Raw genomic sequence first — 25,198 nt, 5'->3', positions numbered from 1 at the left:
CTTCGAGCGGGGGACACCCGATGGCGACAGGAGAGCGGCCCCCGCCCCCTGCCGCCGGCACCCCGCTCCGCCCCGGCCAGGTCCGCGCACTGCTGGCCGGGGTGCACCCCGATCCGCACAGTCTGCTCGGCCCGCACCCCGGGCCCGAAGGGACCGCCCTGCGGGTGCTGCGGCCCGGTGCGGAGCGGGTGGCCGCGCTGGCGGGCCCGCACCGGGTGGAGCTGCGCGCGGAGGGCGGCGGGCTGTTCACCGGCACGCTGCCCGGGACGGCCCCCCGCGACTACCTGCTTGAGGAGACCAGCGGCGAGCAGTCCCGGCTGGTCGAGGACCCCTACCGGTTCCCGCCCGGTATCAGCGGGACGGATCTGCGGCTGCTCTCCGCGGGCCGGCACGAACGGCTCTGGCGGGTCCTCGGCGCGCACACCCGGCAGCGGTCCGCCGGCCGGGCGGCCGTGCCCGGCACCTCGTTCGCGGTCTGGGCACCGGACGCCCGCGGGGTGCGGGTGATCGGGGACTTCAACGGCTGGACCGGGACCGGCCATCCCATGCGCCGCCTGGGCGACTCCGGGATCTGGGAGCTGTTCGTCCCCGGCGTCGGGGACGGCGAGCTCTACAAGTACGAGGTCATGGGTCCCGACGGGCTCTGGCGGCACAAGGCCGACCCGGTCGCGGGCGCGGCCGAGCGCCCGCCCTCGACCGCCTCGCAGGTGTGCACGCCCGGGCACGTCTGGCGGGACGCCGCCTGGATGGAGCAGCGCGCCGCGGCCCCCGCGACCGCGGCCCCGATGAGCGTCTACGAGGTGCACCTGGGCTCCTGGCGGGCCGGCCTCGGCTACCGCCGGCTCGCCGACGAACTTCCGGGCTACGTACGGGACCTGGGCTTCACCCATGTGGAGTTCATGCCGGTCGCCGAGCATCCGTTCGCCGGGTCCTGGGGCTATCAGGTCTCCTCCTACTTCGCGCCCACCGCCAGGCTCGGCAGCCCCGACGACTTCCGGCTGCTGGTGGACGCGCTGCACCGGGCCGGGATCGGGGTGCTGCTCGACTGGGTCCCGGGATACTTCCCGCGCGACGACTGGGCTCTGGCCCGCTTCGACGGGACCGCTCTCTACGAGGCCGAGGACCCGGCCGCGGACCCGGGCGGCACGGACACCCTGGCCTTCGACTACGCCCGGCCGCAAGTGCGCAACTTCCTGATCGCCAACGCCCTGTTCTGGTGCGAGGAGTTCCATGTCGACGGGCTGCGGGTGGACGCGCCCGCCGCCATGCTCTACCGGGCCCGCCCGGGAGCCCCACCGGGCTGGACGCCGGAGGGCTGGGACGCGCAGGAGAACCCCGATGCGATCGCCCTGCTCCGGGAGCTCAACACGGTGCTGCACCGGCGCTTCCCCGGCGCCGTCACCGTGGCCGGGGAGTGCGCCTCCTGGGCCGGGGTCACCGCTCCGGTCGACGAGGGCGGTCTCGGCTTCGACCTGAGCTGGAACGCCGGCTGGGCCCATGACACGCTGTCCTATCTGCAGGAGGACCCGGTCCACCGGCAGTTCCACCACACCCGGATGACCTCCCCGATGCGCTACGCCTACGCCGAGCGGCACATCCTGCCGGTCAGCCACGACGACCTGGTGCACGGGCGCGGCTCGCTGCTGGCTCAGGTCCCCGGCGACTCCTGGCAGAAGTTCGCCACGCTGCGCGCCTATCTGGCCTTCCAGTGGGCCCAGCCGGGCCGGAAGCTGCTGTTCATGGGGCAGGAGCTGGGGCAGCCCCACGAGTGGTGGCACGAGGGCGAACTCGGCTGGGACCTGCCGGAGATACCGGGGGAGACCGGGGAGCGGCACCGCGGTGTGCGGACCCTGGTCCGCGACCTCAACTCGCTGCTGCAGGCGTCGCCGCCGCTGTGGCAGCAGGACGACTCGGCGCAGGGCTTCGCCTGGATCGAGGCGGACGCCGCGCGGGAGAACATGCTCGCGTTCACCCGCTACGACAGCGCCGGAGAGCCGCTGGTGTGCGTGTACAACTTCTGTCCCGTCGTCAGGAGCAGCCTGCGGCTGACCCTGCCGCGCGCAGGCGTCTGGCGGGAGGTCCTCAACACCGACTCGCACTACTACGGCGGTGCGGGGCTGGGCAACCAGGGCTCGATCACCGCCGAGCCGGTCGGCCCGTCCGGCAGCGGTGCGCACGCCACGCTGGTGCTCCCCGCGCTGGCGGCGCTCTGGCTCCGACCGGAAGGGAGATGACAAGAAGAGTCATGCCAGTTGACTGACCCAGTGTTCCAGCGGTTATGGTGTTGACATGAATCCAGTTGGGAGAGGAACAGCCTTCGGCGGACGCCCGTGGATTGCACCCGACATCCTCAGCGACGTCTGCCAGGTGGTGTTCTCGTCGCTGCCGCGCCGGGACCAGCGGCGCTGGGCAGAGGTCTACGTCCGGGGTCTGCTGACGGTCGACGGGCGGAAGAGTGTGCGCCGGATAGCGGCGGCGCACACCGGTGCCACCGGTGCCACCGGGGAGCAGAACCTGCAGCAGTTCGTCAGCAAGTCGCCCTGGGACTGGAAACCGGTCCGCCGGGCACTGGCCGACTACCTGCAGCACCAGATCCAGCCGCAGGCCCTGGCGGTCGAGCCGCTGTTCATCCCCAAGGCCGGCGGACGCTCCGTGGGTGTGGAGCGCCAGTTCGTCCCGCACCTGGGACGGGTGTCCAACTGCCAGCAGGCATACGGCATCTGGATGGTCGGTCAGGACGCGAGCTACCCGGTGGACTGGGGGCTGGCACTGCCGAGCACCTGGACCGCCGACCCCGGCCGGCGCCGGCGCGGCGGCATTCCCGACAACGTCGTGTCCGACTCGCCGGTCCACTGCGCCGTCGCCGACGTTCTCGACCTCCCACGCCATCGGCAGGCCGTCGGTCGCCCGGTGCTGATGGAGGTCGGCGACAACGACCTCGACCACGTCTGCTCCGCGCTCAACGACCAGGCGGTGCCCTTCATCCTGCGGGTGGGCGGCTCCTTCCCGGTTGCCGCGGCCGGTGCCGGGTCGGCTCCCTTCGGCGGCCAGTGGGTCTCGGCCCGCAGAGTCATCGACTCGCTGCGGGGCCAGCACCGCCCGGTCGAGTGGGTGGACCGCTCCAGCCAGCGCCGCCGGGTCGCCCCGATCGCCGCCGCCACCGTCCACCTGCCGAGGAGCGCGTCCGGGGGCACCTCCACCCACCGGCTGCTGCTGGTGGGGGCCTGGACCGACCCCGCGGTCACCAGGCCCGCCGAGTTCTGGCTCACCAACACCACCCAGCAGTCGCCCGCGGCCGTCTTCAGGACCGCGCAGCTCACCCAGCAGGTCCAGCGTGACCTGCGCGAGGTGAGCGCCCAGGTCGGGGTCAGCGACTTCGAGGGCCGATCGTTCCGCGGCTGGCACCACCACGCCACCCTGGTCTCGGTGGCCCACGCGATCACACTGCTGTCCCAGGCCCAGGAGAGCAGTTACTCCCGCCTCGGCCCGTTCCACCCGCTCCCCGGGCCGGCCGAGTCCCCCAGTACGGCGCTGCTGCCGACCGGGGCCCGCGAGCACTGATCCCGGGCCGGTCACCTGGAATTCGAGTTGACGAAGTATTCGAGTTGACGAAGTAATGGCCCCCTCAGGCCGGAACTCTATTCCCTCCCGGCGAGGATTGTATTCTGGTATCTCGTCAGAACGTAGACATCCGAGGAGAGTTATCGTGACCGCTGACAAGATCCCCGCGACCGCAGTCGTCCGCGTCTCGATCGGCACCTTCGAGCCCCCCGTGTTCCCGGAGGCCGAGAAGATGAACATCGCGATCGGCGAGTACCTGATTCCGGCCATCAAGCAACTGCCCGGCCTGATCAGCTACTTCGCGACCACCTCTCCCATCAGCTCCCAGGTCATCCATGTCAGCGTCTGGGAGTCCAACGAGGCCGCAGAGCAGATGAGCCGGCTCAAGGAGATGACCGTGCGCGCCGCGGCGGACGCCGAAAAGGCCAACGTCCACTTCGGCAACATCGTCAACTACCCGGTCAACTGGAGCATCTGACCGTTTCCGCGCACGGATCAAGCTGAACAGAGGAGAGGCTCGTGTCTGTCGAGGCGAACAAGTCCCTGACACTCCGTTATTTCAACGAGGTGTTCAACAAGGGGGACATGAAGGTCCTGGAGGACATCACCGCCCCCGATTTCATCTTCACCATGCCCACCCACGAGGAGCCGTTCCGCGGCGTCGAGGGCTACAAGGGGCTGGTGAACATGCTCCGCGGGTGTTTTCCCGACATCCAGTTCGCCGTCGAGGACCTGGTGGCCGACGGCGACCGGGTGCTGACGCGCTGGACCGCCCGCGGCACGCACACCGGCATACCCTTCCCCACGGTGATCGGTGATGTTCCGGCGGCCGGCAACCAGTTCCACATCGAGGGCATGACCTGGCACCGGATCAGCAACGGGAAGATCGCCGAGGTGACGGCCAACGAGGACGGCCTGGGGCTGATCACCCAGCTGGGCCGCAGCCTCTTCCCGGGCCAGCCCTCGGCCACGCCCGTGCCGAGTTCCCCCGAGGCCAACAAGGCGGTCGTCGGCCGCTACTTCACCGAGATCATGGGCCAGGGGGACCTGGCGGTCATCGACGAACTCATGACTCCCGACTTCGCCTTCCACATCCCCACGCTGCCCGACCCGGTGCGGGGCCCGGAGGGGATGAAGCAGTTCGTGACCGGACTGCGCACGGCGTTCCCCGACGCCGGATTCGCCCCCGAATACATGATCGCCGACGGACACCGGGTGGCGGTCCGCTACCAGATGACCGGTACGCAGAAGGGCGATTTCCTCGGCGCTCCCGCCAGCGGGAATTTCGTCAAGGACGACGGCACTGACCTCTTCCATCTCTCCGGCGGAAAGATCGTATCCGTCCACGTCGCGGAGGACGGCCTCGGCCTGCTCCAGCAGATCGGTGTGATCGGAACGAACTAGCGCGGCGCACGCGGCGGCCGGCTGCTTTGCCCCTCCGGGGACCTGGACATCCGATCCGAAGAGAAGAAGGAGACAGACAATGCCGACCTTGCCCGTCGGAGTGGAAACGCGCGTGGAGCGCTTCCGCGAACAGCGTTGGGTGCTGGACAACGTGATCCGCGCCAACGGCGTGACCTGGGACCAGGGCGACATGGACTTCGCCCTGTTCCCCTGCGGCATCGGCGCCCTCGGTGACTTCCTCCGCGTGGAGCGGAATGTCAAGAAGTACAACGACATCGCCCGGGAGTACTCGGCGGCGGCGAAGCACCGCCAGGAGAACGCCGAGGCCATGGACGAGCAGGGGTACACCGTCGCGGCGCGGGAGAGCTACTACATCGCGTCGGTCCTCTACGGCCAGGCGCAGTGGCCGATCGCCGACCACACCCGGCAGAACCACGAACTGGAGAAGCGGAAGAACCACTGCTACGCCCAGTACGCCAAGTACGCCGACCACATCGTGCGCCGCGCCGAGATCCCCTACCAGGGCAAGGCCCTGCCGGGCTGGCTGCACCTGCCGCCGAACTACAAGCCGGGCGAGAAGCTGCCCGTTGTCATCACCGTCGGGGGTATGGACAGCACCAAGGAGATCTGTGTCGCCCTGCACGGCGATCAGTTCCTGAGCCGCGGCATCGCCGTCTTCCTCTTCGACGGACCGGGGCAGTACAGCTCCGCGTTGCGCGAGATCTTCATCACCGAGGCCGGTTTCTACGAGGCCGGCCGGGCCATCTTCGAGTGGCTGGGCCAGCAGGACGAGATCGACACGGAGCAGATCGCCGTGCGCGGCGTGAGCATGGGCGCCCTGTGGGCCACCCAGATCTCCACGGTCATCCCGACCACCAAGGCGGTCGCCATCGCCTACCCCAGTTACGAGCAGGGCGAGTACACGGCTTTCCAGATGAATTCGCCGTCGTTCAAGCTCCGCTTCATGTTCATGGCGGGCTACCAGGACGAGGCGGACTTCGACAAGTTCATTCCGGGCATCAGCGCCGCCGGCCTGGGGGAGAGCGTGGCCTGTCCCTACCTCGTGTGCAGCGGGGAGGACGACGACTGGTCGTCGATCGAGTCGACCTTCGGGGTGCTCAACGACGTCAGCACGCCCAAGGAACTGCTGCTGTACCAGGGCGAGGGCCACACGCTGCACAGCCGGTCGTCGAGCTACCTGGGCCCCAACGAGTTCGTGTACATGGCCGACTGGATCGCGGACCGCTTCAAGGGAAAGCCGATGGAGTCGGTGCTGTCCGTGGTCGATGCCACCGGCCGGGTCCACCGTCAGCCCTGGGGCGAGAACCGCAACTACGACTACGGCCTCCCGGACCTGCAGTAAGCGTGTCAGGAACCTGTGCCTGGTTCACCCCATCTCACGTGAGGAACGACTATGTCTGTCGAGGAGAACAAGAGGATCTCCATCGCCGTGTTTCCGGCTGCCTGGAATCACGGGGACTTCGGTCCGGCGGAGAAGTACATCCACCCCGATGTCGTCGACCACTTTGACAACTCCCAGGGCGTCGAGGCCTTCAAGGGCGTGATCAAGGGGTTCCGGTCGGCGTTCCCGGATCTTCGGCTCACCGTCCACCACGAGATCGCCGAAGACGACCTGGTGGTGCATCACTGGACGATGGAAGGGACCCACGAAGGGGCGTTCCAGGGCATTCCCCCGACCGGCAAGGCCCTGACCTGGACGGGAATCACCATTGTTCGTCTCGAGGGTGGCCTGATCGTGGAGCGCTGGGCGAACGTCGATGTGCTGGGCATCCTGCAGCAGCTCGGCGTCGTTCCGCCGCCGCCGGCCTCCTAGTCCGGATCCATTGACGAACAGCCGGTCCAGGGCCCGGACCTGAGCTCAGGAACGCCCTCCGACCAGAACTGTCGGGTGGCCCGAGGGAATCCCTCCCTCGGGCCACCCGACTTTTCGGTTCGTGCGTCCGAACCGCCCTGACTTGACGGAGTAACGGTTTCTTCAGGCTGGAAGGCGGCCGACTTACCAGAGTATGCCAGGGGATCCGGAAGGCCGTTGCCATGCATTCGGCCGACTGTTCTACTCATCGCAGAACCAAAGACCATTGGTTGATAACGGGGGTTATCGATGTCTGGGCGGATTCTTATTGTCCCAACCTCTCCGAGTGCGGGTACCGGGGAAGAGCGACTGGGGCCGACGGCTGCCCTTGATAACCGCGGATACGACCGTTGATGCCTCCGCGGTCTGTCGCAGCCGTCCTGCCAAGCGGTCCTGCCCGCAGGCTCATCACCGTCGTCTCCGGCGTCCACGCCGTGAGCGCTCCGGTGTCCGCCGTCCTCACCGGCACCCTGTGCGCGGGGCTCCACACGCCGGCCGCCGCGGCCGCGAGCACCATCGCCACGCCGGAGGAGCGGGGACGTGCCCTCACCACGGTGCACGGCGGACCGGCCATCGCCAACGCGGTTGAAGCACGGGCCGGCCAGTCTCGCGATCGGTGCGGGCGTCCGCGTGCTGCTCGTGAACCTCCGCTCCCCGGACCGGCCTCGGCGGCGCTGCCCGCCGACCCGGAGCCCCGAATGAGATGTTCCCGAAGCGTCCCAGAAGGAGTTGTTTCCAGTCATGACTGATGTTCTTCCCCTGAGAGCCACGGCGATCGCCCAGGACGGGCTGTTCATAGGCGGGCGCTGGACCGGCGCCACGCACGACCGGGTGTATGCCACCGTCAACCCCGCCGACGGGACGGTGATCACGGACGTGGCCGACGGGTCCGCCGCCGACATCGACGCCGCGGTCCGGGCCGCCCGCCGGGCGTTCGACGAGGGCCCCTGGCCGCGGATGTCGGGACATGAGCGGGCCAGGATCCTGTTGGCGGCCGCGGACCTCATCGAGCGTGACGCCGAGGAACTCGCCCGCCTCGACACCGCCGACATGGGCAAGCCACTCGCGTTCACCCGGATCGAGAACGGGTTCTTCGCGCCGGCCATCTACCGGTACTACGCGGGGCTGGCCAGTCAGATGTCCGGCACCACACACGATTCCGTGGGGTCCGCGTTCGCCTACACGCTGCGCGAGCCGATCGGGGTCATCGGCGCGATCACCCCGTTCAACGTTCCGCTGCTGTTGGCCACCACCAAGCTCGCGCCCGCTCTGGCCGCCGGCAACACCATCGTGCACAAGCCGTCCGAGACCACGCCACTGTCCGCCCTGAAGATCGCCCGGCTGCTCGCGGAGGCCGGCCTGCCCGAGGGTGTGCTGAACGTCGTGACCGGCACCGGCGCCGCTCCGGGGATCGCCCTGGTGGCGCATCCCGGCGTGGACAAGATCGCCTTCACCGGATCCAACCTGGTGGGCCAGGAAATCATCAGGGCCTCCGCGGACACCCTGAAGAAGGTCTCGGTCGAGCTCGGGGGCAAGTCGGCGAACATCATCTTCGCTGACGCCTACCTCGACGAGGCGATCGATCACGCGTTCAACGGCATCTTCTACGGCTCCGGGCAGGTCTGCGTCGCGGGCTCCCGGCTCCTGGTCCAGCGTCCCGTCTACGACCAGGTCGTCGAGACGCTGGCCAGGCGGGCCGAGGCCACGCTTCCGGGCGACCCGCTGGATCCCGGCACGGTGATCGGCCCGCTTGCTCACCAGCTGCAGTTCGAGAAGGTGAGCAGCTACGTTCGCATCGGCCTGGACGAGGGCGCCGAACTGGTGACCGGGGGGCAGCCCCATCATCCGCAGGGATCGGACTCCGGCTGGTACTACCGGCCGACGATCTTCAAGGGGCGCAACGACATGCGGATCGCCCAGGAGGAGATCTTCGGGCCCGTGATCACCGTCATCCCCTTCGACACCGACGAGGAGGCGGTGGCCCTGGCCAACGGCACCAAGTTCGGGCTGGCGTCCGCCGTGCACACGCGGGACATCAAGCGCGCCCACTCGATCGCCGCGGCGATGAGGGCCGGGACCTGCTGGATCAACACCTACGCCCAGTGGGACCCGGGAATCTCGTTCGGTGGCCGCAAGGCATCCGGCTACGGCCGCGAGCTCGGCCCCGAGGTCATGCACTCCTACAGCGAGACGAAATCGGTCTGGGTCGACCTCCCGGTCGGGCCCGACGCAGCCCTCGGCGGGGATCTCAGCTTGTAGCGCGCCGGCTCGCGCTCCTCTGCGGTGCCCCGCAGCCGGCTCCCGCCCGCCGTCCCTTCGGCGGGCGGGAGCCGGCTGTCGCCGATAGGTTGCCGTGGGGCCCGGGCACCGGGGCGCCGCCGACCCGAGCAGAACGAGAAGGCAGTCGCAATGAATTCTTCGGACGACCACGGAATCGCCGGCCGGCTCCGCTCGATCGAACTCTTCGACGAGCTGACCGACGACCAGTACGCATGGCTCACCGGCGTGACCGGACTGAGACGACTGGAAGACGGCGAAGTGCTGTTCGAGGACGGAGGGGAGGCCACTCACTTCTACGTACTCGCCGACGGCGAACTCATCGTCACCAAGCTGATCGACGGCCGCAACGAGGTGCTCACCCGGCACCTCTCCCATCCGACCGCCGCCGACCAGCACGATGACAAGCCCTCGGTGGCGCACCGGTTCACCGGCGAACTCCCGCTGCTCACCGACGGCGGCTATGTGGCCACGGCCACCGCCGTCGGAACCACCACCGTCCTCGTCTACACCAAGGACGCCTTCTTCGAGATGCTGGCCCGCTGCGCCGGCGTGGCCCGGATGCTGCTGCCGGTCCTCGCCTGGCGGATCAAGGCCTCGGAGATGCAGGCCCGCAACCGGGCCACGGTCATGGCCCTGGGCACTCTCGCGGCGGGCCTGGCGCATGAGTTGAACAACCCGGCCGCGGCCATGACCAGGGTCGCCCAGGACCTGGCACCCGCCGTGGTCCGGCTGGACCAGTCGGCCCAGCTGTGGGGGAGCATCGCGGACGCAGGGGAACGGGAGACGCTGGTCGCGGCCGTCCGCGCCGCCGCCGAAGCCCCCGTGCCCACCCGGACCGACCCGATGGCCGTCGCCGACGCCGAGGACGACCTGCTCGCCTGGGCCGAGGAACGCGGCTGCTCCCGTGCCGGCATCCTCGCCTCGGCCCTGGCGGACCAGGGCCTGACGGAGGACTGGCTCGACGAGCAGCTCACCGGGATCCGGCCGAACTCCCTGCCGGCCGCGCTGGACCACCTGTCCAGCCTGCTGGAGACGCGCGTCCTCACCGGTGAGCTGCAGGCCACGGCCCCGCGCATCTCCGCCCTGGTGGCGGCCACCCGCGACTACAGCAATCTGGACCGGGCCCCGGAGCAGACCTTCCTGGTGACCGACGGTCTGGAAGCCACCCTGACCATGCTCCGTCCCAAGCTCGCGGGCGTGCGCATCGTGCGCGACTACGCGCCCGACCTGCCGCCGATGACCGGCTATCCGACCGAGCTCAACCAGGTCTGGACGAATCTCATCGACAACGCGGTCGACGCGATGCAGGGGTCCGGCACGCTCACGCTGCGGGTTGTCCGCGAAGGAACCTGCCTCATCATCGAGATCGGAGACTCCGGGACCGGGATCCCCGCGGACTCGCTGCCCCGGATCTTCGAGCCCTTCTACACGACCAAGGACGTGGGCAAGGGCACCGGTCTCGGCCTGCATCTCTCCTACCGGATCGTGCACCAGCGGCACCACGGCTCGATCACCGTGCGGTCGGCCCCCGGCGACACCCGGATGCTGATCCGGGTCCCCCTGGACGGCGGCGGCCGACGCGCCGACGGCCGCCCCGCCACATCCCCCTGAGCGGGCGTTCCCCGCGCCTCATCGCCCACCCCCTGCTCAGCAAGGAGCCCACGCCGTGGCACGCACCGACAGCCAAGTCCTGCACCCGGTCCACGTCCGCCAGCTGGCCGCCCTCAGCAACCGCAGTCTGGACGATCTGATGGACAACTACCTGCCCGACGCGGCGCTGCTGCGCTACGACGGGGTATGGGCCGGCACCGCCGCGCTGCGCGAGCTGTTCACCGGGTACCTCTCCCTGGAACCCACCCTGATCGGCTTCACCGAGTACGTCCAGACCGACGACACGGTGTTCTACCGCGCGGTCATGAGGCTGGGCGGCGTGGCCACGAACACCTTCGGCACCCTCGTGGTGAAGCACGGCAAGATCTGGCGCCAGACCGCGGGCTTCCTCAGCGGTTCATGATCCGGCGCGGTACTGGTGCATCAGCGCGACGGCCATCGCCCCCTCACCCACGCCCGAGGCGACCCGCTTGACGGACCCGGCCCGGACGTCGCCGGCCGCGAACACCCCTGGCACGCAGGTCTCCAGGAACGCCGGCGGCCGCTCCAGGCTCCAGGTCTCCGGCGGGACGTCCGCCCCGGTCAGGACGAAGCCGTGGCCGTCGGTGGCCACGGCCTCGCCCAGCCACCCGGTACGCGGACGGGCTCCGATGAAGGTGAACACGAACTTCGCCTCCTCCTCCGTCTCGGCCCCGGTCACGCTGTCGGCCAGCCGGACCCGCTCCAGGCGCTCCCCGCCGAGCAGCGCGGCCACCTGGGTGTTCAGCCGCACCTCGATATTGGGTGTGCGGTGGATCTCGTCGACCAGGTACTGCGACATGCCCGCCTCCAGCGAGTCCGAGCGCACCAGAACCGACACCTGGGCGGCGTACTTGGCGAAGTGCACCGCGGCCTGCCCGGCCGAGTTGGCGCCGCCGACGATGAACACATGCTGGGAGATGCAGGCGCTGCTCTCGGTGGTCGCCGCGCCGTAGTAGAGGCCCGCGCCCTCGAACTCCGTCGCGCCGGGGATCTGCAGCCGGTTGTAGGAGACGCCCATGGCCAGCAGCACCGTCTCGGCGCTGATCTCGGTCCCGTCCGCGAGCGTGATGATCCGCGCGGGATCGGCCCTGCGGAACCCGCTGACCTCCATCGGGTGCAGCAGCTCGGCCCCGAACCGGGCCGCCTGGGCGACCGCCCGCCGGGCCAGGTCGCCGCCGGAGAGCCCGGAGGGGAAGCCCAGGTAGTTCTCGATCAGGCTTGAGGTACCGGCCTGGCCGCCGGGGGAGTTGGCGTCGACGAGCAGGGTGGAGAGGCCTTCGGAGGCACCGTAGACGCCGGCCGCGAGGCCGGTCGGTCCGGCGCCGATGATGACGGCGTCGTAGTGCGGACGCGACGCGGTGGTGGACAGTCCGATCTGCTCGGCGAGCTCCGCCGGGGTCGGCGCGGACAGTACGGTCCCGCCGGGGAACACCACCAGCGGCAGCGCGGCCCCGGGGTGGCCGGCGGCCAGCTTCCGGGCCTCGCCGTCCGTCTCCACGTTCAGGAACTGGAACGGCTGGCCGTTGCGGGTCAGGAAGTCGCGCACCTCGTGGGTCTGCGGGGACACCAGCTGACCCACGATGCGCACGCCCTGGTAGCGGGGCCGGTAGGCGGCGAGCCAGTCCGAGAGCAGGTCGTCCAGGACCGGGAACAGCCGTTCGGCCGGCGGATCCCAGGGCTTCATCAGGTAGTAGTCGAGCCGGACCTGGTTGATCGCGGTGATCGCGGCGTCGGTGTCGGCGTAGGCGGTGAGCAGCACCCGGCGGGCATCCGGGAACCTGCTCACGGCGTCCACCAGGAACTCGACCCCGGTGATGTCCGGCATCCGCTGGTCGACCAGGAACAGCGCGGTGTCCTGGCCGCGTTCGTCGAGGACGTCGAGGACGCCGAACGCCTCACCGGCCGAGGTGGCGCCGAGGACCCGGTAGCGGTCGCCGTAGTTGGCGCGCAGGTCCCGCCGCACCGCCCGCAGTACCTGCGGGTCGTCGTCGACTGCCAGGATCACCGGCTTCAGGACTTCGTCTGCTGCCTGACTCAACGGGGGGCTCCTTCTGACTGCTGTGCACGCTCAGCCGGGCTTGAGGACGAGCTGGTCCGGAAAGCACCAGGCCCAGTCCTCGCCGGGCTCGGCGGAGGCGGCGATCGGATGGTCGGTGGCGTGGTAGTGCTTGGTGGCGTGGCGGTTCCTGGACGAGTCGCAGCAGCCCACGTGCCCGCAGCTGAGGCACATCCGCAGATGCACCCAGCTGTCCCCGAGGGCGAGGCACTCCTCGCAGCCTTCCGTGCGCGGGGCCACGTCCCGGATCCGGTCGAGATGGGTACAAGCGGGCACTCCGGGCCTCCCGGGTCGGAACGGTCGAGAACCGGGAACCCGGTTCGCATGAACCTCCCGAGCATAGGCAGCCATTCCCCGGCGCCCGCAGCGGACTTCAGGAAGTCGGCGCAGTGACGGCCGATTCCATGAAGTACTGCGCCGACTTCCTGGAATCGCTCCGGGAGGCAGGTCCGGCGACGTATCCGACGAACTCTCGGCTACCTCAGGAAGTGGTGCTCCATTCGATTGACGCTCGGCCGGTGACGGCGCAATCGTCCATGAGTCATGTCCGCCTCGCAGTACCGGAGGATTCTGTGAGCAAGCACATTCTGGTCATTCTCTCGGAACGCGGTTACTGGGCCGAGGAACTGGTGGGTCCGCTGGCCGCGTTCGACGAGCAGGGGTACCGGGTCACCTTCGCCACGCCGACGGGCCAGCGCGCGCACGCCCTGCCTCCGAGCCTGGAGGAGGGATACGTCGACCCGCCGCTCGGCCGCTCGGTCACCACCGCCGAGGTCGCGAAGCTGGGCCGGGACGTCGAGGCCTCCGACCGTCTGGACGGCTCGGTCGACATATCCGCCTGGGTGCCCGACCGCCCCTACACCAGCGACGCCGACTACCTGCGCGCGCTGGAGGCCTACAACAGCGAGCTGGACCGGGTCGCCGAGGACATCACCGAGTACGACGCGCTGCTGATCGTCGGCGGCAGCGGCCCGATCGTCGACCTGGCCAACAACGGCCGGGTGCACGACCTGATCCTGGCCTTCAAGCGGGCCGGCAAGCTGATCGGCGCGGAGTGCTACGGCGTCGCCTGCCTGGCCTTCGCCCGTGACTGGGACGACCGGGCCAGCATCATCCGGGGCAAGCACGTCACCGGCCACTGCAAGGAGTACGACTACAAGGACGGCACCGGCTTCCTCGGCACCGACTTCAACATGGGCGTGGTCCCGTACCCGCTGGAGTACATCCTGCGCGACGCCACCGGCCCGCACGGCGCTTACCACGGCAACTTCGGCAAGCCGGTGTCGGTGATCGTCGACTACCCGTTCGTCACCGGCCGTTCCACCCCCGACTCGTTCCTGACCGGCCGCAAGATGGTCGAGGTCCTGGAGCAGGGGCTCACCCGGTACGGCTGGTAGGCAGCCCGAAAGCACATGGCGGACACCGGCCACAGAACCGGCCACAGAGAGGCTCCCATGGCAGCGAAGCCAGGCACCACCAAGCTCATCGAGCAGTTCCAGGCAGACGGCCTGACCATCATGTTCGGCAACCCGGGCACCGTCGAACAGGGTTTCCTCGACGCCGCCGACAAGGCCGCCGACTTCCGCTACGTGCTGGCCCTGCAGGAGACCGTGGCCGCCGGCATCGCCGACGGCTACGCCCGCGCCAGCGGGGGACCGGCGCTGCTGCAGCTGCACACCGGCGTCGGCCTGGGCAACGGCATCGGCATGCTCTACCAGTCGCTGCGCGGCCACACCCCGCTGGTGGTGATCGCCGGCGACGCCGGCATCCGCTACGACGCGATGGACGCGCAGATGGCCAGCGACCTGGTCGCCATGGCCCGTCCGGTGACCAAGTACGCGACCCGGGTCACCGACCCGTCGTCGGTGCTGCGGGTGATCCGGCGCGCCGTCAAGATCGCTCAGACGCCGCCCTGCGGGCCGGTCTTCGTCGCTCTGCCGATGGACGTCCTGGACGCCCTCAACCCGGAGCCGGTGGCCCCCGCGAGCATCCCCTCGACCACGGTCGCCCCGGCGCCCGAGGTGGTGGCCAGGGCGGCGGAGCTGCTCGTGGGCGCCGAACGGCCGATCGTGCTGATCGGCGACGGCGTCAGCTACTCGCAGGCGCAGGACGAACTGGTCGCGGTCGCCGAGCGGCTCGGCGCCAGGGTCTGGAACGTCGACTCCTCCGAGGTCAACATCCCGGCCTCGCACCCGCTGTCGCAGGGCCAGCTCGGGCACATGTTCGGGGAGCACAGCGCCTCGCTGGTGCGGGACGCCGACGCGGTGCTGATCGTCGGCACCTATGTCTTCCCCGAGGTCTTCCCGGCACTGGAGACCCCCTTCAGCCCCGGGGCGCGGATCGTTCACATCGACCTCAACAGCTATGAGATCGCCAAGAACTTCCCGGTCGACCTGGGCATCGCCGCCGACCCCAAGCCGGCCCTGGCGGCCCTCGGCACCGCCCTGGACGCCCTGCAGTCCGAGCGGCAGAGCGGGCAGGCCGGGCAGCGGCTGGCCGCCGCCCGCGCCGAACGCGAGCGGCGCCTGGCCGAGTTCGAGCAGCGCGACCACGACGCCACCACCCTGACCGCGTTCATGCACGCGCTCGCCCAGCAGACCGGCGGCGACGTCGTCGTCTTCGACGAGGCGCTGACCTCCTCGCCCGAGGTGGTCAACTACCTGCCGCCGGACCGTCCCGGCGACTACCACCTCACCCGCGGCGGCTCGCTCGGCGTCGGCATCCCCGGCGCCGTCGGCGCCAAGCTGGCCCGGCCCGACCGCACCGTGGTGGGCTTCACCGGCGACGGCGGCGCCATGTACACCTACCAGGCGCTGTGGACCGCGGCCCGTTACGACATCGGCGCCAAGTTCGTGGTCTGCAACAACCACAAGTACCGGCTGCTGGACGACAACATCGAGCAGTACTGGCGCGAGCGGGACATCGACCCGCACGCCTTCCCGGCCTCCTTCGACCTGTCGCACCCGGCCATCGACTTCAGCGGACTGGCCAAGTCGCTCGGCGTCGAGGCCATCCGGGTCGACAAGCCCGAAGAGGCGGCCGCCGCCGTCAAGCAGATGCTGCAGCACAACGGCCCGTTCCTGGTCGACCTGCACGTCTGATTACCGATCAACCCCGAGCAATCCTGAGCAACCCCGAGCAGCCCCGAACGCGAGGAGCCTGAGTCATGCCGTCCGCCAACACCAAGCCGCTGACCGCCGAGTCGATCCGCACCCTCGCCGAGACCTGGTACGTCGCGCTGGACCGCCACATCCCCCTTGCGGAGACCCTCCCGTTCCTGGTCGACGACGGCCTGGAGATGCGCTTCCCCGAGGGCACCTCCCGCGGCCACGCCGGTTTCGCCGAGTGGTACAAGGCCGTCACCCACCGCTTCTTCGACGAGGAGCACACCGTCACCAAGGTCGAGGCCGTCATCGACGGCGACCAGGCCACGGTCCAGGTGCTCGTCAACTGGCAGGCCAAGATCTGGGACGCCCCCGCCGCCAACAGCGCCTGGCTGGGCTTCGACGCCGACCAGACCTGGGTCGTGGTGGCGGGCGCCGACGGCCCGCAGATCAAGACCTACATCGTCAACGGCCTGGAGCCGATGCCCGGCTCCGCCGCCCTCTAGAGCCTGTTCAGAAGCCAGCACCGGTACCGCAATGACCGAACCGAGCCCTGAGCGAGGAACGCCGATGAACACCCGAGAGGTCCTCGACCACTACTACGAGTACGCCAACGCCGGGGACTGGGACCGCTGGTGCGACCTGTTCTCCGCCGACACCGAGATGGACGAGCAGCTGGCCGGCCGGGTCGAAGGCCGCGAGACGCTCCGGAAGATGATGAGCGGCTTCGGTGGCCTGTACGCCTCCTTCCAGAACCAGCCGCTGCACTTCCTGGTCGACGGTGAGCAGGGCGCCGTGGTCTCGCACATCTCCGCGGTCACTCCCGCGGGGAAGACGGTCGAGGCCGAGGTCATGAACTACTTCCGGATCGTGGACGGCCTGATCACCTACATGGCCAACTTCCACGACACCGTGCCGTTCCAGGTCCTTTCGCAGAGCTGACCCACCCACCACGGCCCGCGCGGCGCACCGCGCGGGCCACAGCCCTTGGGGGGCGACGTGACAGAGTACGACTACATCATCGTGGGATCCGGATCCGCCGGCTGCGTCCTGGCGAACCGGCTGACCGAGGACCCGGACGTCAGCGTGCTGCTGCTCGAGGCCGGCGGCAGCCGCATCCCGCCCGAGGTCGACGTGCCCGCCGCCTGGTTCCAGCTGCTGGGCGGTCAGATCGACTGGGGCTACCAGAGCGTGCCCCAGCCCGGACTGAACGGCCGTCAGACCTTCGAACCGCGGGGCAAGGCCCCCGGCGGGAGCAGCAACCTCTACATCATGATGCACGTCCGCGGGCATCCCACGGACTTCGACAACTGGGCCTACCAGGGCGCGGCCGGCTGGTCCTACCAGGACGTGCTGCCGTACTTCTCGCGCCTGGAGGCGCAGGAGGACGTCACCGGGCCCACCACCGGCACCACCGGCCCGCAGCGGATCACGAACGCCTCGCTGCACCAGCCCAACCCCGCCTCCCGGGCCTTCATCGACGCCTGCGTCGAACTGGGCCACCCGCAGGTCGCCGACTTCAACGACGGCACCATGTTCGGGACCGGCTGGCACCACCTGGACGTCGCCGACGGACGCCGCCAGGGCGTGCTCGCCTCCTACCTCGAACCCGCCCTGGACCGCCCCAACCTGACCCTGCGCACCAGCGCGCAGACCACCAGGCTGCTCTTCTCCGGCGACACCTGCACCGGCGTGGAGTACCTCCAGGGCACCGACGCCGACGACGCCGTCGGCCGGGTGGTGGCCGGCCGGGCCGGCGGCCCGCCGCCCGAGCCGGGGCTGCGACAGGCCCGCGCCCGGGCCGAGGTGATCGTGGCGGCCGGGGCCATCGAGTCCCCCAAGCTGCTGCTGCAGTCCGGCCTCGGCAACCCCGACCAGCTGCGCGGCTTCGACATCCCGGTGGTCGGCGCGCTGCCCGGGGTCGGCGAGAACTTCCACAACCATGTGCTCACCGGAGTGATCACCGAGGCCCGCGACACCGTGCCCGGGCCGACCCAGAACCTCTCCGAGAGCGCGCTGTTCCTGGCCTCCCAGTCCGGCCTGCCCAGCCCGGACATGCAACTGGCCTTTGTACACGTGCCGTTCGACGGCGCCGTGGGGCAGACGCATCCCAACAGCGTCAGCATCCTGCCCGGCGTGGTCCGACCGCTCTCCCGCGGCTGGATCCGCCTGGCCAGTGCCGACCCCACCGCCAAGCCACTGGTCAACCCGAACTACCTGGGCGACCGCTCCGACCTGGACCGTCTGGTCCAGGGCGTCAAGCTGGCCAGGGAGATCACCGGAACCCGGGCCTTCTCTCCGTGGAACAAGCAGGAGCTCGCCCCGGGCCCGGCCAAGGCCACCGACGAGGAACTGCGCGACTTCGTCCGCGGCACCGCCGACAGCTACCACCACCAGGCCGGATCCTGCCGCATGGGCATCGACGACCTGTCCGTGGTCGACCCCGAGCTGCGGGTCCACGGCGTCCGCGGCCTGCGCGTCGTCGACGCCTCCGTGATGCCGGCCGTGCCCTCGGGCAACTGCCACACCGCGATCGTGATGATCGCCGAGCGCGCGGCCGACCTGATCCGAGGAGTGTCCAGTGTCTGATACCGCCCTGTGGCAGCGCCCGCTCACCGGCGCCAGGATCGCGGTGCTCCTGGAGAGCGACTACTACGAGCCGGAGATCTTCTACTACCAGCACCGGTTCGCCGAGGAGGGCGCCCAGGTCGACTTCCTGACCCGCCTGTGGGGGCAGCCCTCGATCACCTTCACCGGGCACGAGTACCGCGCCCCGCTGGTGGTCGACCGCAGTTTCGAGGACCTGGGGGAGGAGGGCCTCGCCCGGTACGACGCCCTGATCGTGCCCTCCGGCATGGTCTCCGACCGGCTGCGCTACACCGAGGACGTGAACCGCCTGGCGCCCGCCACCGAACTGCTGCAGCAGGCCTTCGCCCGTCCCGACCTGCTCAAGGGCATCATCTGCCACGGCATGTGGCTGGCCTCCTCGATCCCCGGCAACGTCAAGGGCCGGCCCGTCACCTGCCACAACAACCTCATCGGCGACGTCCGCAACATGGGCGCCCGGTACGTCGACCAGGACGTGGTGGTCGACGGCGACCTGGTCACCGGCCGCACCGGCCAGCACCACCACCTGTTCGCCCGCAGCATCATCGAGCTGCTGATCCAGAGGAGGAACAGCTGATGCGCTGGTCGCACATAGGCCTGAACTGCCGGGACCAGAAGCTGACCGAGGAGTTCTACACCCGCTGGTTCGGATTCACCCGGGCCCGCGCGGTGCCGATCCCCGACGGCGAGATCGTCTTCCTGCGCAGCGGCGACGCCTACCTGGAGCTCTTCCCGGTCGGCGCCGAGGAGGGCACCCCCGGTCAGGGCGACGGGCCGGCCACCCCGGGAGCGGTGCGGCACCTCGCCTTCCAGACCGACGACGTCGACGCGTTCCTGGCCGGGCTCGGCGACGAGGCCGAGGTGACCCTGGGTCCGCTCTCCTTCGACGACTTCATCTGCGGCTGGCGGACGGTGTGGATCCGCGACCCCGACGGCGCGATCGTCGAGATCAGCCAGGGCTACACCGACCAGGAGGCCGACCCTGCCCAGGCGAGCGTCAGATGACCGTCGACGCGCCCGCCGGGCCCGCACCCGCCTGCGCCTGCCTGACCGCCGGGCAGGCGCAGGCGGCCCAGGCCGACCAGCTGCTGAGCCCGCTGCTGCCCGCACTGCTGCCCTGGCTGGTCACCCAGCGCTGGTTCACCCACGAGCACGGGTGCATGAGTGAACTCGCCCCGGTCATCGGATCCGTCCTGCAGGCCGACCAGGACGCACCCGCGCTGGTCGACCTCCTGGTCGACGCCCGCTACCCCTCCGCCGCCCCGCGCCGCTACCAGCTGCTGTTCGGCCTGCGCCGCAGCCTGCCGGCCGAACTCGCCCGGGCCGCGATCGGCAGGGCGGTCGGCGGACGCTGGGACGGTTGGTGGCTGTACGAGGCCACCGCCGACCCGGAGCTGATGTCGCTGCTCCTGGACGGCACCGCGGCCGGGCACGGCGCCGACTCGCTACGGCTGTCCACGGTCACCGCCGAGCCGATCCCGGCCGGTCTGGTCCCCCGGGTCCTGGCCGTGGAACAGAGCAACAGCGCCGTGGTGTTCGGGAACCGGCTGATGCTCAAGATCTTCCGCCAGCCCGAGCCGGGACCGCACCCCGAAACCGAGGTGCTCACGGCGCTGACCCGGCTCGGCTCGACCCGCACCCCGCACCTCGCGGGCTGGCTGCACACCCCCGGCAGTGCGCAGGACTCGACCGTGCTCGCCATCATCGAGGACTTCCTGCCCTCGGACGGCGACGGCTGGGAACTGGCGGTGCGGCAGGCCGTGGACTGCATCTCCGACGACCGGCGCGGACCCGCGGTGATCGACGGGTTCACCGAGGACACCCACGACCTGGGCCAGGCCGTGGCCCAGGTCCACCAGGCCCTGGCCCAGGCCTTCCCCGCCTCCCGGCTGAAGGCGCAGCAGATCATCGACCTGGCCGCCGACATGGACCGCAGGCTCAAGGACTCGGTGGCGGCGGTGCCGGAACTGGAGGCCTACTGTTCCAGGATCAGCGCCGTCTACGACGACTTCGTCAAGGTGGCCCTGCAGGGCAGCGGCCTGGACGGGCAGCGGGTCCACGGGGACCTGCACCTCGGCCAGGTGCTGCGCACCCGCGACGGCTGGAAGGTCATCGACTTCGAGGGTGAGCCGGCCCGGCCGCTCAGCGAACGGGGCCTGCCCCAGTCGCCGCTGCGCGACGTCGCCGGAATGCTGCGGTCCTTCGACTACGCGGCACAGCATGCGCTGACCGAGCTCAGGGCGGAGTCCCCCGCCGCGGAGACCACCGGTACGGGTGCGGGCGCCGTGGGTGCGGGGACGGTGGAGCGTCTGCGCCAGGAGCGCCGTGCCCTGGCCTGGTCGGTGCGCAACCGCCGGTCGTTCTGCGCCGGCTACGCCGAGGCGGGCGCGACCGACCCCCGGCTCCACCCGATCGCGATGCGCGCCTTCGAGACCGACAAGGCCGTCTACGAGGCCCTCTACGAGGCCACCCACCGGCCCGAATGGCTTCCGGTGCCGATGACTGCGATCCGCAGGCTGCTCGGCAACCGTGAAGCGACTACCGCGGCACCCGGCCGTGGGCAGCAGCCCACGTCCCGGGTCCGCCCCGAGAAGGACTGAGAGCCCCAGCCCGTGACAGTTCCGCCGATCACCCTCCCCGGCTCCCGGGGATCCCGTACCACCGCTCCGACGCCGACAGCCGCGTCTGCTCCCGCTCCGGTTCCGGCCCCGCTCCCGGGGCCGGAGCTGGAGCGGCTCGTGCAGGGCTGGCACCACGACCCGCACGGCGTTTTGGGGGCGCACCGGACCGGGGAGGGCGTGGCGCTCAGAGTGCTGCGTCCGCTGGCGGAGCGGGTGGTGGTGGAGTGCGAGCGCGGCCGGTTCGAGCTGTCGCATCAGCGGGACGGACTGTTCACCGCACTGCTGCCGTGGGAGGAGCCGCCGTCGGCGTACCGGCTGCGGGTGGTGTACCAGGGTGTGGAGCAGGTGCAGGACGACGGGTACCGGTTCTGGCCGACCGTTTCGGCCGTGGACCTGCACCTGATCGGCGAGGGCCGGCACGAGCAGCTGTGGCAGGCCCTGGGCTCGCACACCCGCACCCTGGACGGGGTCGCCGGGACCGGCTTCGCGGTCTGGGCTCCCAACGCCTCGGGGGTGCGGGTGATCGGGGACTTCAACGGCTGGAACGGCCTGGCCCACCCCATGCGGTCGCTGGGCGCCAGCGGCGTATGGGAGCTCTTCATCCCCGCCGTCGGCGACGGGACCGTCTACAAGTACGAGATCGCCACCCGCGACGGCCGCACCCTGCAGAAGGCCGACCCGCTGGCCCGGGCCACCGAGCAGCCCCCCGCCACCGCCTCCGTCGTCCACACCTCCACCCACTCCTGGAGCGACGACACCTGGCTCGCCCAGCGCGCCACCCGCACCGCCCACGACCACCCCATGTCCGTCTACGAGGTTCACCTGCCCTCATGGCGGCCTGGCCTGACCTACCGTCAGATAGCCGAGCAGCTTCCCGCCTACCTCACCGACCTCGGCTTCACCCATGTCGAACTGATGCCGGTCATGGAGCACCCCTTCGGCGGCTCCTGGGGCTACCAGGTGACCGGCTTCTACGCCCCCACCTCCCGCCTGGGCAGCCCCGACGACTTCCGCCACCTCGTCGACATCCTGCACCAGCACAACATCGGGGTCATCGTCGACTGGGTCCCGGCGCACTTCCCCAAGGACGACTTCGCCCTGGCCCGGTTCGACGGCCAGCCGCTGTACGAGCCGGCCGACCCGCTGCGGGCCGAGCACCCGGACTGGGGCACCCTGGAGTTCGACTACGGCCGCACCGAGGTGCGCAACTTCCTGGTCGCCAACGCCGTCTACTGGGCCCAGGAGTTCCACGTGGACGGGCTGCGGGTGGACGCGGTCGCCTCGATGCTCTACCTCGACTACTCCCGCGACCACGACGCCTGGACCCCCAACGACCAGGGCGGACGCGAGAACTGGGACGCGGTGCGGTTCCTGCAGGAGATGAACGCCACCGTCTACCGCCGCTGCCCCGGCGTGGTCACCATCGCCGAGGAGTCCACCGCCTGGCCCGGCGTCACCCGCCCCACCAGCGCCGACGGCCTGGGCTTCGGCCTGAAGTGGAACATGGGCTGGATGCACGACTCACTGGGGTACCTGGCCCATGAGCCGGTGCACCGCAGGTACCACCACAACGACATGACCTTCTCGATGGTCTACGCGTACTCGGAGAACTACCTGTTGCCGATCTCGCACGACGAGGTGGTGCACGGCAAGGGCTCGCTGGTGTCCAGGATGCCCGGGGACTGGTGGCAGCAGCGCGCCAACGTCCGTGCCTACCTGGCCTACATGTGGGCCCACCCCGGCAAGCAACTGCTGTTCATGGGCCAGGAGTTCGCCCAGGGCGCGGAGTGGGACCACGACACCGGACCGCAGTGGTGGCTCCTCGACCACGACTGGCCCGCGGTCGGGGACCACCGCGGCGTCCAGAACCTGGTCCGCGACCTCAACCACGTCTACACCGACACCCCCGCCCTGTGGCAGCACGACACCGACCCGGCCGGCTTCACCTGGCTCGACAGCAACGCCGCCGAGGACAACCTGCTCTCCTTCGTCCGCCACGACACCACCGGGGCCCCCCTGGTCTGCGTCAGCAACCTCTCCCCGGTGGTCCGCGAGAACTACCGCATCGGCCTGCCCCCCGTCAGCGGCGACACCCGCTGGCTGGAAGCCCTCAACACCGACGACCCCGGCTACGGCGGCAGCGGTGTCGGCAACCCCGACCCGGTCAAGGCCGATGCCACCCCCTGGAACGACCAGCCCACCAGCACCCTGATCACCCTCCCTCCGCTCGCCACCATCTGGCTGGCACCGGCCGAAGGCGTCATTCCCGAACCCTCGTAGGCGCCCGCACCCTCACCCGGCCGGACGGATGTACATCTCCTGGGACTGCTGCTGCGGATTCCGGCCGTGGTGCTGATGCCTGCCGGGCGCCGCCGGGATGCCTGCCTGAGCCAGCGCCTGCTGGTAGGCGGTGATGGCCTCCCGGCCGTGGTCGTGGTCCTGCCACAGGTCGCCGACGCGCCGCCACACCTCGGCGGCGAGGCGGTTCGGCGGCAGCAACCCGAGCTGCCGCTCGGCGGTGCGCAGCGCGTCCTCGGCGTTCTGTTCCTCGCCCTTGCGGAACAGCGCCTCGGCCAGCACCGTCCAGGCCTCCGCGGCCTGGTAGGGGGGCTGACTGCTCAGCAGCCCGATGGCGCGGCTGGCGTGCTGCTCCCCCCGGCCCGGCTCGCCCAGCCGCAGGGCGGCCTTGGCCAGGCCGATCTCCCCACGGGCCTGGTCGTGGGTGGTCCCGATGGCGACCAGGACACCCTGGGCCTCCTCGATCAGCTGCTTGGCGCGCTGGGCGTCGACCTGGTCGGAGTCCAGCAGCAGCTCCCCGCAGAGTTCCTTGAGCAGCGCCTGGTGCCGGGCGCCGTCGGTCTCGGCCAGCAGTGACAGCGCCCGTTCGGCCAGCGTCAGGGCCTCGTCGGTGCGATTGCGCGCCCGGGCCACCAGTGCGGCGTTCCAGTACACGCCGCCGCGCAGGACCGGGGAGCCGGGGTGCTCGTCGTCGCGGATGAGCCTGAGCGCGAGCATATGAGCCCGGGTCAGGTCGCCGCGGATGCGGTAGCAGTCGATCAGAACCGATCCCAGCTGCCGGTGGTCGTCGGTGGCGTCCAGCCCCAGCCGGTCCAGCTCGCCCAGCGCCCGCTCTCCGAGCTCGACACTCAGCACATAGTCGCCCGAGTCGCGGTAGCAGCGGCACAGGGCGGTGGCCAACCGGCTCCACTCCGAGGAGGCCACGGGGAGCGACGGGTTCTCGAAGAGCGCGGACAGCTGGGCGATGGCGGCTTCCAGTCGGCCGAGTCGCTCCAGGGCCAGTGCCTGTCCGATCCGGGCCCGGCGGGTGGTGGCGGCGTCCAGCAGCGGAATCGCCCCGAGCGCCTCGGTGTAGGCCTGGAGCGCCTCGCCGTCGGCGCCTCTGCGCAGCGCCATGTCGCCGAAAGCGATCGCGAGTTCGATCTCCTTGACCCGGTTGTCGTCCTGGCCGGTCCGCAGATAGTTGACCGAGGTCCCGAGCCGTTCCGCGAGAGCCTCGATCACCGTGTCCGAGGGAACCCGCTTGTTCGTCTCGATCAGGGAGATGTAACTGGCCGAGATGTCTGCTGTGACGAGGTCCTGCTGGCTCAGGCCCCGCTGCTGGCGCAACAGGCGCAGACGCTGCCCGAGGGTGTCCGGGATGCTCTTTTGTCGCTCCGTCATATTCCGATCCGTACCTGGGCTTCCGGCTGATCTGGAGGGAAACCTCTCGCTCGAAGTGTACATGTCAATTTTGCCCCGTGTCCGTCTGCCTCCCTGTGGCGAGAACACCCCGGACGGGGCACTCGATACCAAGCTTCCCAAGTCGTCGGAAACCATGCCGGACACCCACGGTAGCCCAGGACTTGGTGCAGATGAGCACAGAAGGGGCGTCCCGGAGACCGTGACCCGCCGCTCCTCGGACACTGTCCTAGTACTGCAACCGCATCTGGGGGTTGTGGCCTCGGCGTTTGTAGTCTTCCCGGGCCCTTGCGGTCCCGCCCGAGGCCGGGAAAATCGGGGGTGGTGCCCGTCCGGAGGACGTCGATGCCACTTGGTGCCG

The 25,198-nt window shown here is 70.1% G+C and carries 21 protein-coding genes; 18 read left to right on the top strand and 3 right to left on the bottom strand.

Annotated elements, in window-relative coordinates:
- Positions 1 to 20 precede the first annotated feature (20 nt).
- From glgB (ABH925_RS33625) to ABH925_RS33585, 9 genes are all read left to right on the top strand, one after another.
- Positions 21 to 2,234, top strand: coding sequence for a 1,4-alpha-glucan branching protein GlgB (glgB, locus tag ABH925_RS33625; RefSeq protein WP_370154400.1), 2,214 nt, complete (start codon positions 21 to 23; stop codon positions 2,232 to 2,234).
- Positions 2,235 to 2,289: 55 nt separating this feature from the next.
- The gene (locus ABH925_RS33620; RefSeq protein ID WP_370154398.1) at positions 2,290 to 3,561 is read left to right on the top strand and encodes an IS701 family transposase; all 1,272 of its coding nucleotides are present in this window, start codon (positions 2,290 to 2,292) and stop codon (positions 3,559 to 3,561) included.
- A gap of 145 nt (positions 3,562 to 3,706) precedes the next feature.
- Positions 3,707 to 4,039, top strand: coding sequence for a hypothetical protein (locus ABH925_RS33615; RefSeq protein WP_370154396.1), 333 nt, complete (start codon positions 3,707 to 3,709; stop codon positions 4,037 to 4,039).
- A gap of 41 nt (positions 4,040 to 4,080) precedes the next feature.
- Entirely contained in the window at positions 4,081 to 4,965 is an 885-nt protein-coding gene (locus tag ABH925_RS33610) for an ester cyclase (protein ID WP_370154393.1), read from the top strand.
- 79 nt (positions 4,966 to 5,044) lie between these two features.
- Complete coding sequence (locus tag ABH925_RS33605; RefSeq protein WP_370154389.1) at positions 5,045 to 6,328, top strand: alpha/beta hydrolase; 1,284 nt, start codon at positions 5,045 to 5,047, stop codon at positions 6,326 to 6,328.
- A gap of 51 nt (positions 6,329 to 6,379) precedes the next feature.
- Positions 6,380 to 6,799, top strand: a complete 420-nt coding sequence (locus ABH925_RS33600) for an ester cyclase (RefSeq protein WP_370154386.1) — start codon at positions 6,380 to 6,382, stop codon at positions 6,797 to 6,799.
- Positions 6,800 to 7,579: 780 nt separating this feature from the next.
- On the top strand, positions 7,580 to 9,097 hold the full coding sequence (locus ABH925_RS33595) for an aldehyde dehydrogenase (protein ID WP_370154384.1): 1,518 nt from the start codon (positions 7,580 to 7,582) through the stop codon (positions 9,095 to 9,097).
- Between the two features lie 150 nt (positions 9,098 to 9,247).
- Positions 9,248 to 10,729: an ATP-binding protein gene (locus tag ABH925_RS33590; protein WP_370154382.1), complete on the top strand. Its 1,482-nt coding sequence runs from the start codon at positions 9,248 to 9,250 to the stop codon at positions 10,727 to 10,729.
- A 55-nt stretch (positions 10,730 to 10,784) separates the two neighbouring features.
- On the top strand, positions 10,785 to 11,132 hold the full coding sequence (locus tag ABH925_RS33585; RefSeq protein ID WP_370154380.1) for a nuclear transport factor 2 family protein: 348 nt from the start codon (positions 10,785 to 10,787) through the stop codon (positions 11,130 to 11,132).
- On the opposite strand, the gene ABH925_RS33580 is transcribed toward ABH925_RS33585, so the two are convergent.
- Together ABH925_RS33580 and ABH925_RS33575 are read right to left on the bottom strand one after the other, a co-directional pair.
- The gene (locus tag ABH925_RS33580; RefSeq protein WP_370154378.1) at positions 11,127 to 12,788 is read right to left on the bottom strand and encodes an FAD-dependent oxidoreductase; all 1,662 of its coding nucleotides are present in this window, start codon (positions 12,786 to 12,788) and stop codon (positions 11,127 to 11,129) included. The genes ABH925_RS33585 and ABH925_RS33580 overlap by 6 nt on opposite strands.
- A 30-nt stretch (positions 12,789 to 12,818) precedes the next feature.
- Entirely contained in the window at positions 12,819 to 13,082 is a 264-nt protein-coding gene (locus tag ABH925_RS33575) for a UBP-type zinc finger domain-containing protein (protein WP_370154375.1), read from the bottom strand.
- Positions 13,083 to 13,378: 296 nt separating this feature from the next.
- Between ABH925_RS33575 and ABH925_RS33570 the strand changes: the two genes are divergently transcribed.
- The 9 genes from ABH925_RS33570 to glgB (ABH925_RS33530) all read left to right on the top strand — a co-directional run bounded on the left by ABH925_RS33570 (position 13,379) and on the right by glgB (ABH925_RS33530) (position 23,418).
- Positions 13,379 to 14,203 carry a type 1 glutamine amidotransferase domain-containing protein gene (locus ABH925_RS33570; protein ID WP_370154373.1) on the top strand — a complete coding sequence of 275 codons (825 nt, stop codon included), beginning with the start codon at positions 13,379 to 13,381 and terminating at the stop codon, positions 14,201 to 14,203.
- 57 nt (positions 14,204 to 14,260) lie between these two features.
- Positions 14,261 to 15,907 (top strand): thiamine pyrophosphate-binding protein, encoded by a 1,647-nt coding sequence (locus ABH925_RS33565; RefSeq protein WP_370154371.1) that lies wholly within the window; start codon positions 14,261 to 14,263, stop codon positions 15,905 to 15,907.
- A gap of 65 nt (positions 15,908 to 15,972) precedes the next feature.
- Entirely contained in the window at positions 15,973 to 16,416 is a 444-nt protein-coding gene (locus ABH925_RS33560; RefSeq protein WP_370154369.1) for a nuclear transport factor 2 family protein, read from the top strand.
- A 64-nt stretch (positions 16,417 to 16,480) separates the two neighbouring features.
- Entirely contained in the window at positions 16,481 to 16,852 is a 372-nt protein-coding gene (locus ABH925_RS33555) for a nuclear transport factor 2 family protein (protein ID WP_370154367.1), read from the top strand.
- A 57-nt stretch (positions 16,853 to 16,909) separates the two neighbouring features.
- Positions 16,910 to 18,499, top strand: a complete 1,590-nt coding sequence (locus ABH925_RS33550; RefSeq protein WP_370154364.1) for a GMC family oxidoreductase — start codon at positions 16,910 to 16,912, stop codon at positions 18,497 to 18,499.
- Positions 18,492 to 19,094 carry a DJ-1/PfpI family protein gene (locus ABH925_RS33545; RefSeq protein WP_370154361.1) on the top strand — a complete coding sequence of 201 codons (603 nt, stop codon included), beginning with the start codon at positions 18,492 to 18,494 and terminating at the stop codon, positions 19,092 to 19,094. The genes ABH925_RS33550 and ABH925_RS33545 overlap by 8 nt, the downstream gene beginning before the upstream one ends.
- On the top strand, positions 19,094 to 19,522 hold the full coding sequence (locus ABH925_RS33540) for a VOC family protein (RefSeq protein ID WP_370154359.1): 429 nt from the start codon (positions 19,094 to 19,096) through the stop codon (positions 19,520 to 19,522). The genes ABH925_RS33545 and ABH925_RS33540 overlap by 1 nt, the downstream gene beginning before the upstream one ends.
- Complete coding sequence (locus ABH925_RS33535) at positions 19,519 to 21,117, top strand: hypothetical protein (protein ID WP_370154358.1); 1,599 nt, start codon at positions 19,519 to 19,521, stop codon at positions 21,115 to 21,117. The genes ABH925_RS33540 and ABH925_RS33535 overlap by 4 nt, the downstream gene beginning before the upstream one ends.
- A 27-nt stretch (positions 21,118 to 21,144) precedes the next feature.
- Complete coding sequence (glgB, locus tag ABH925_RS33530) at positions 21,145 to 23,418, top strand: 1,4-alpha-glucan branching protein GlgB (protein ID WP_370154433.1); 2,274 nt, start codon at positions 21,145 to 21,147, stop codon at positions 23,416 to 23,418.
- 12 nt (positions 23,419 to 23,430) lie between these two features.
- Here the strand turns inward: glgB (ABH925_RS33530) and ABH925_RS33525 are convergent, their stop codons facing one another.
- Positions 23,431 to 24,819, bottom strand: coding sequence for a helix-turn-helix domain-containing protein (locus ABH925_RS33525; RefSeq protein WP_370154356.1), 1,389 nt, complete (start codon positions 24,817 to 24,819; stop codon positions 23,431 to 23,433).
- Between the last annotated feature and the right edge of the window lie 379 nt (positions 24,820 to 25,198).

It is taken from the genome of Streptacidiphilus sp. EB129, from assembly GCF_041262645.1.
In the GTDB taxonomy this organism is placed as follows: Bacteria; Actinomycetota; Actinomycetes; order Streptomycetales; family Streptomycetaceae; genus Streptacidiphilus.
This window is presented reverse-complemented; position numbering and strand designations above follow the sequence as displayed.

Excerpts from the sequence above, each read along its gene's own strand:
- ABH925_RS33540 (WP_370154359.1), top strand. The coding sequence starts at position 19,094 with ATGCGCTGGTCGCACATAGGCCTGAACTGCCGGGACCAGAAGCTGACC.
- ABH925_RS33590 (WP_370154382.1), top strand. The coding sequence starts at position 9,248 with ATGAATTCTTCGGACGACCACGGAATCGCCGGCCGGCTCCGCTCGATC.
- glgB (WP_370154400.1), top strand. The coding sequence starts at position 21 with ATGGCGACAGGAGAGCGGCCCCCGCCCCCTGCCGCCGGCACCCCGCTC.
- ABH925_RS33595 (WP_370154384.1), top strand. The coding sequence starts at position 7,580 with ATGACTGATGTTCTTCCCCTGAGAGCCACGGCGATCGCCCAGGACGGG.
- ABH925_RS33565 (WP_370154371.1), top strand. The coding sequence starts at position 14,261 with ATGGCAGCGAAGCCAGGCACCACCAAGCTCATCGAGCAGTTCCAGGCA.
- ABH925_RS33535 (WP_370154358.1), top strand. The coding sequence starts at position 19,519 with ATGACCGTCGACGCGCCCGCCGGGCCCGCACCCGCCTGCGCCTGCCTG.
- ABH925_RS33600 (WP_370154386.1), top strand. The coding sequence starts at position 6,380 with ATGTCTGTCGAGGAGAACAAGAGGATCTCCATCGCCGTGTTTCCGGCT.
- ABH925_RS33525 (WP_370154356.1), bottom strand. The coding sequence starts at position 24,819 with ATGACGGAGCGACAAAAGAGCATCCCGGACACCCTCGGGCAGCGTCTG.
- ABH925_RS33620 (WP_370154398.1), top strand. The coding sequence starts at position 2,290 with ATGAATCCAGTTGGGAGAGGAACAGCCTTCGGCGGACGCCCGTGGATT.
- ABH925_RS33605 (WP_370154389.1), top strand. The coding sequence starts at position 5,045 with ATGCCGACCTTGCCCGTCGGAGTGGAAACGCGCGTGGAGCGCTTCCGC.
- ABH925_RS33555 (WP_370154367.1), top strand. The coding sequence starts at position 16,481 with ATGAACACCCGAGAGGTCCTCGACCACTACTACGAGTACGCCAACGCC.
- ABH925_RS33560 (WP_370154369.1), top strand. The coding sequence starts at position 15,973 with ATGCCGTCCGCCAACACCAAGCCGCTGACCGCCGAGTCGATCCGCACC.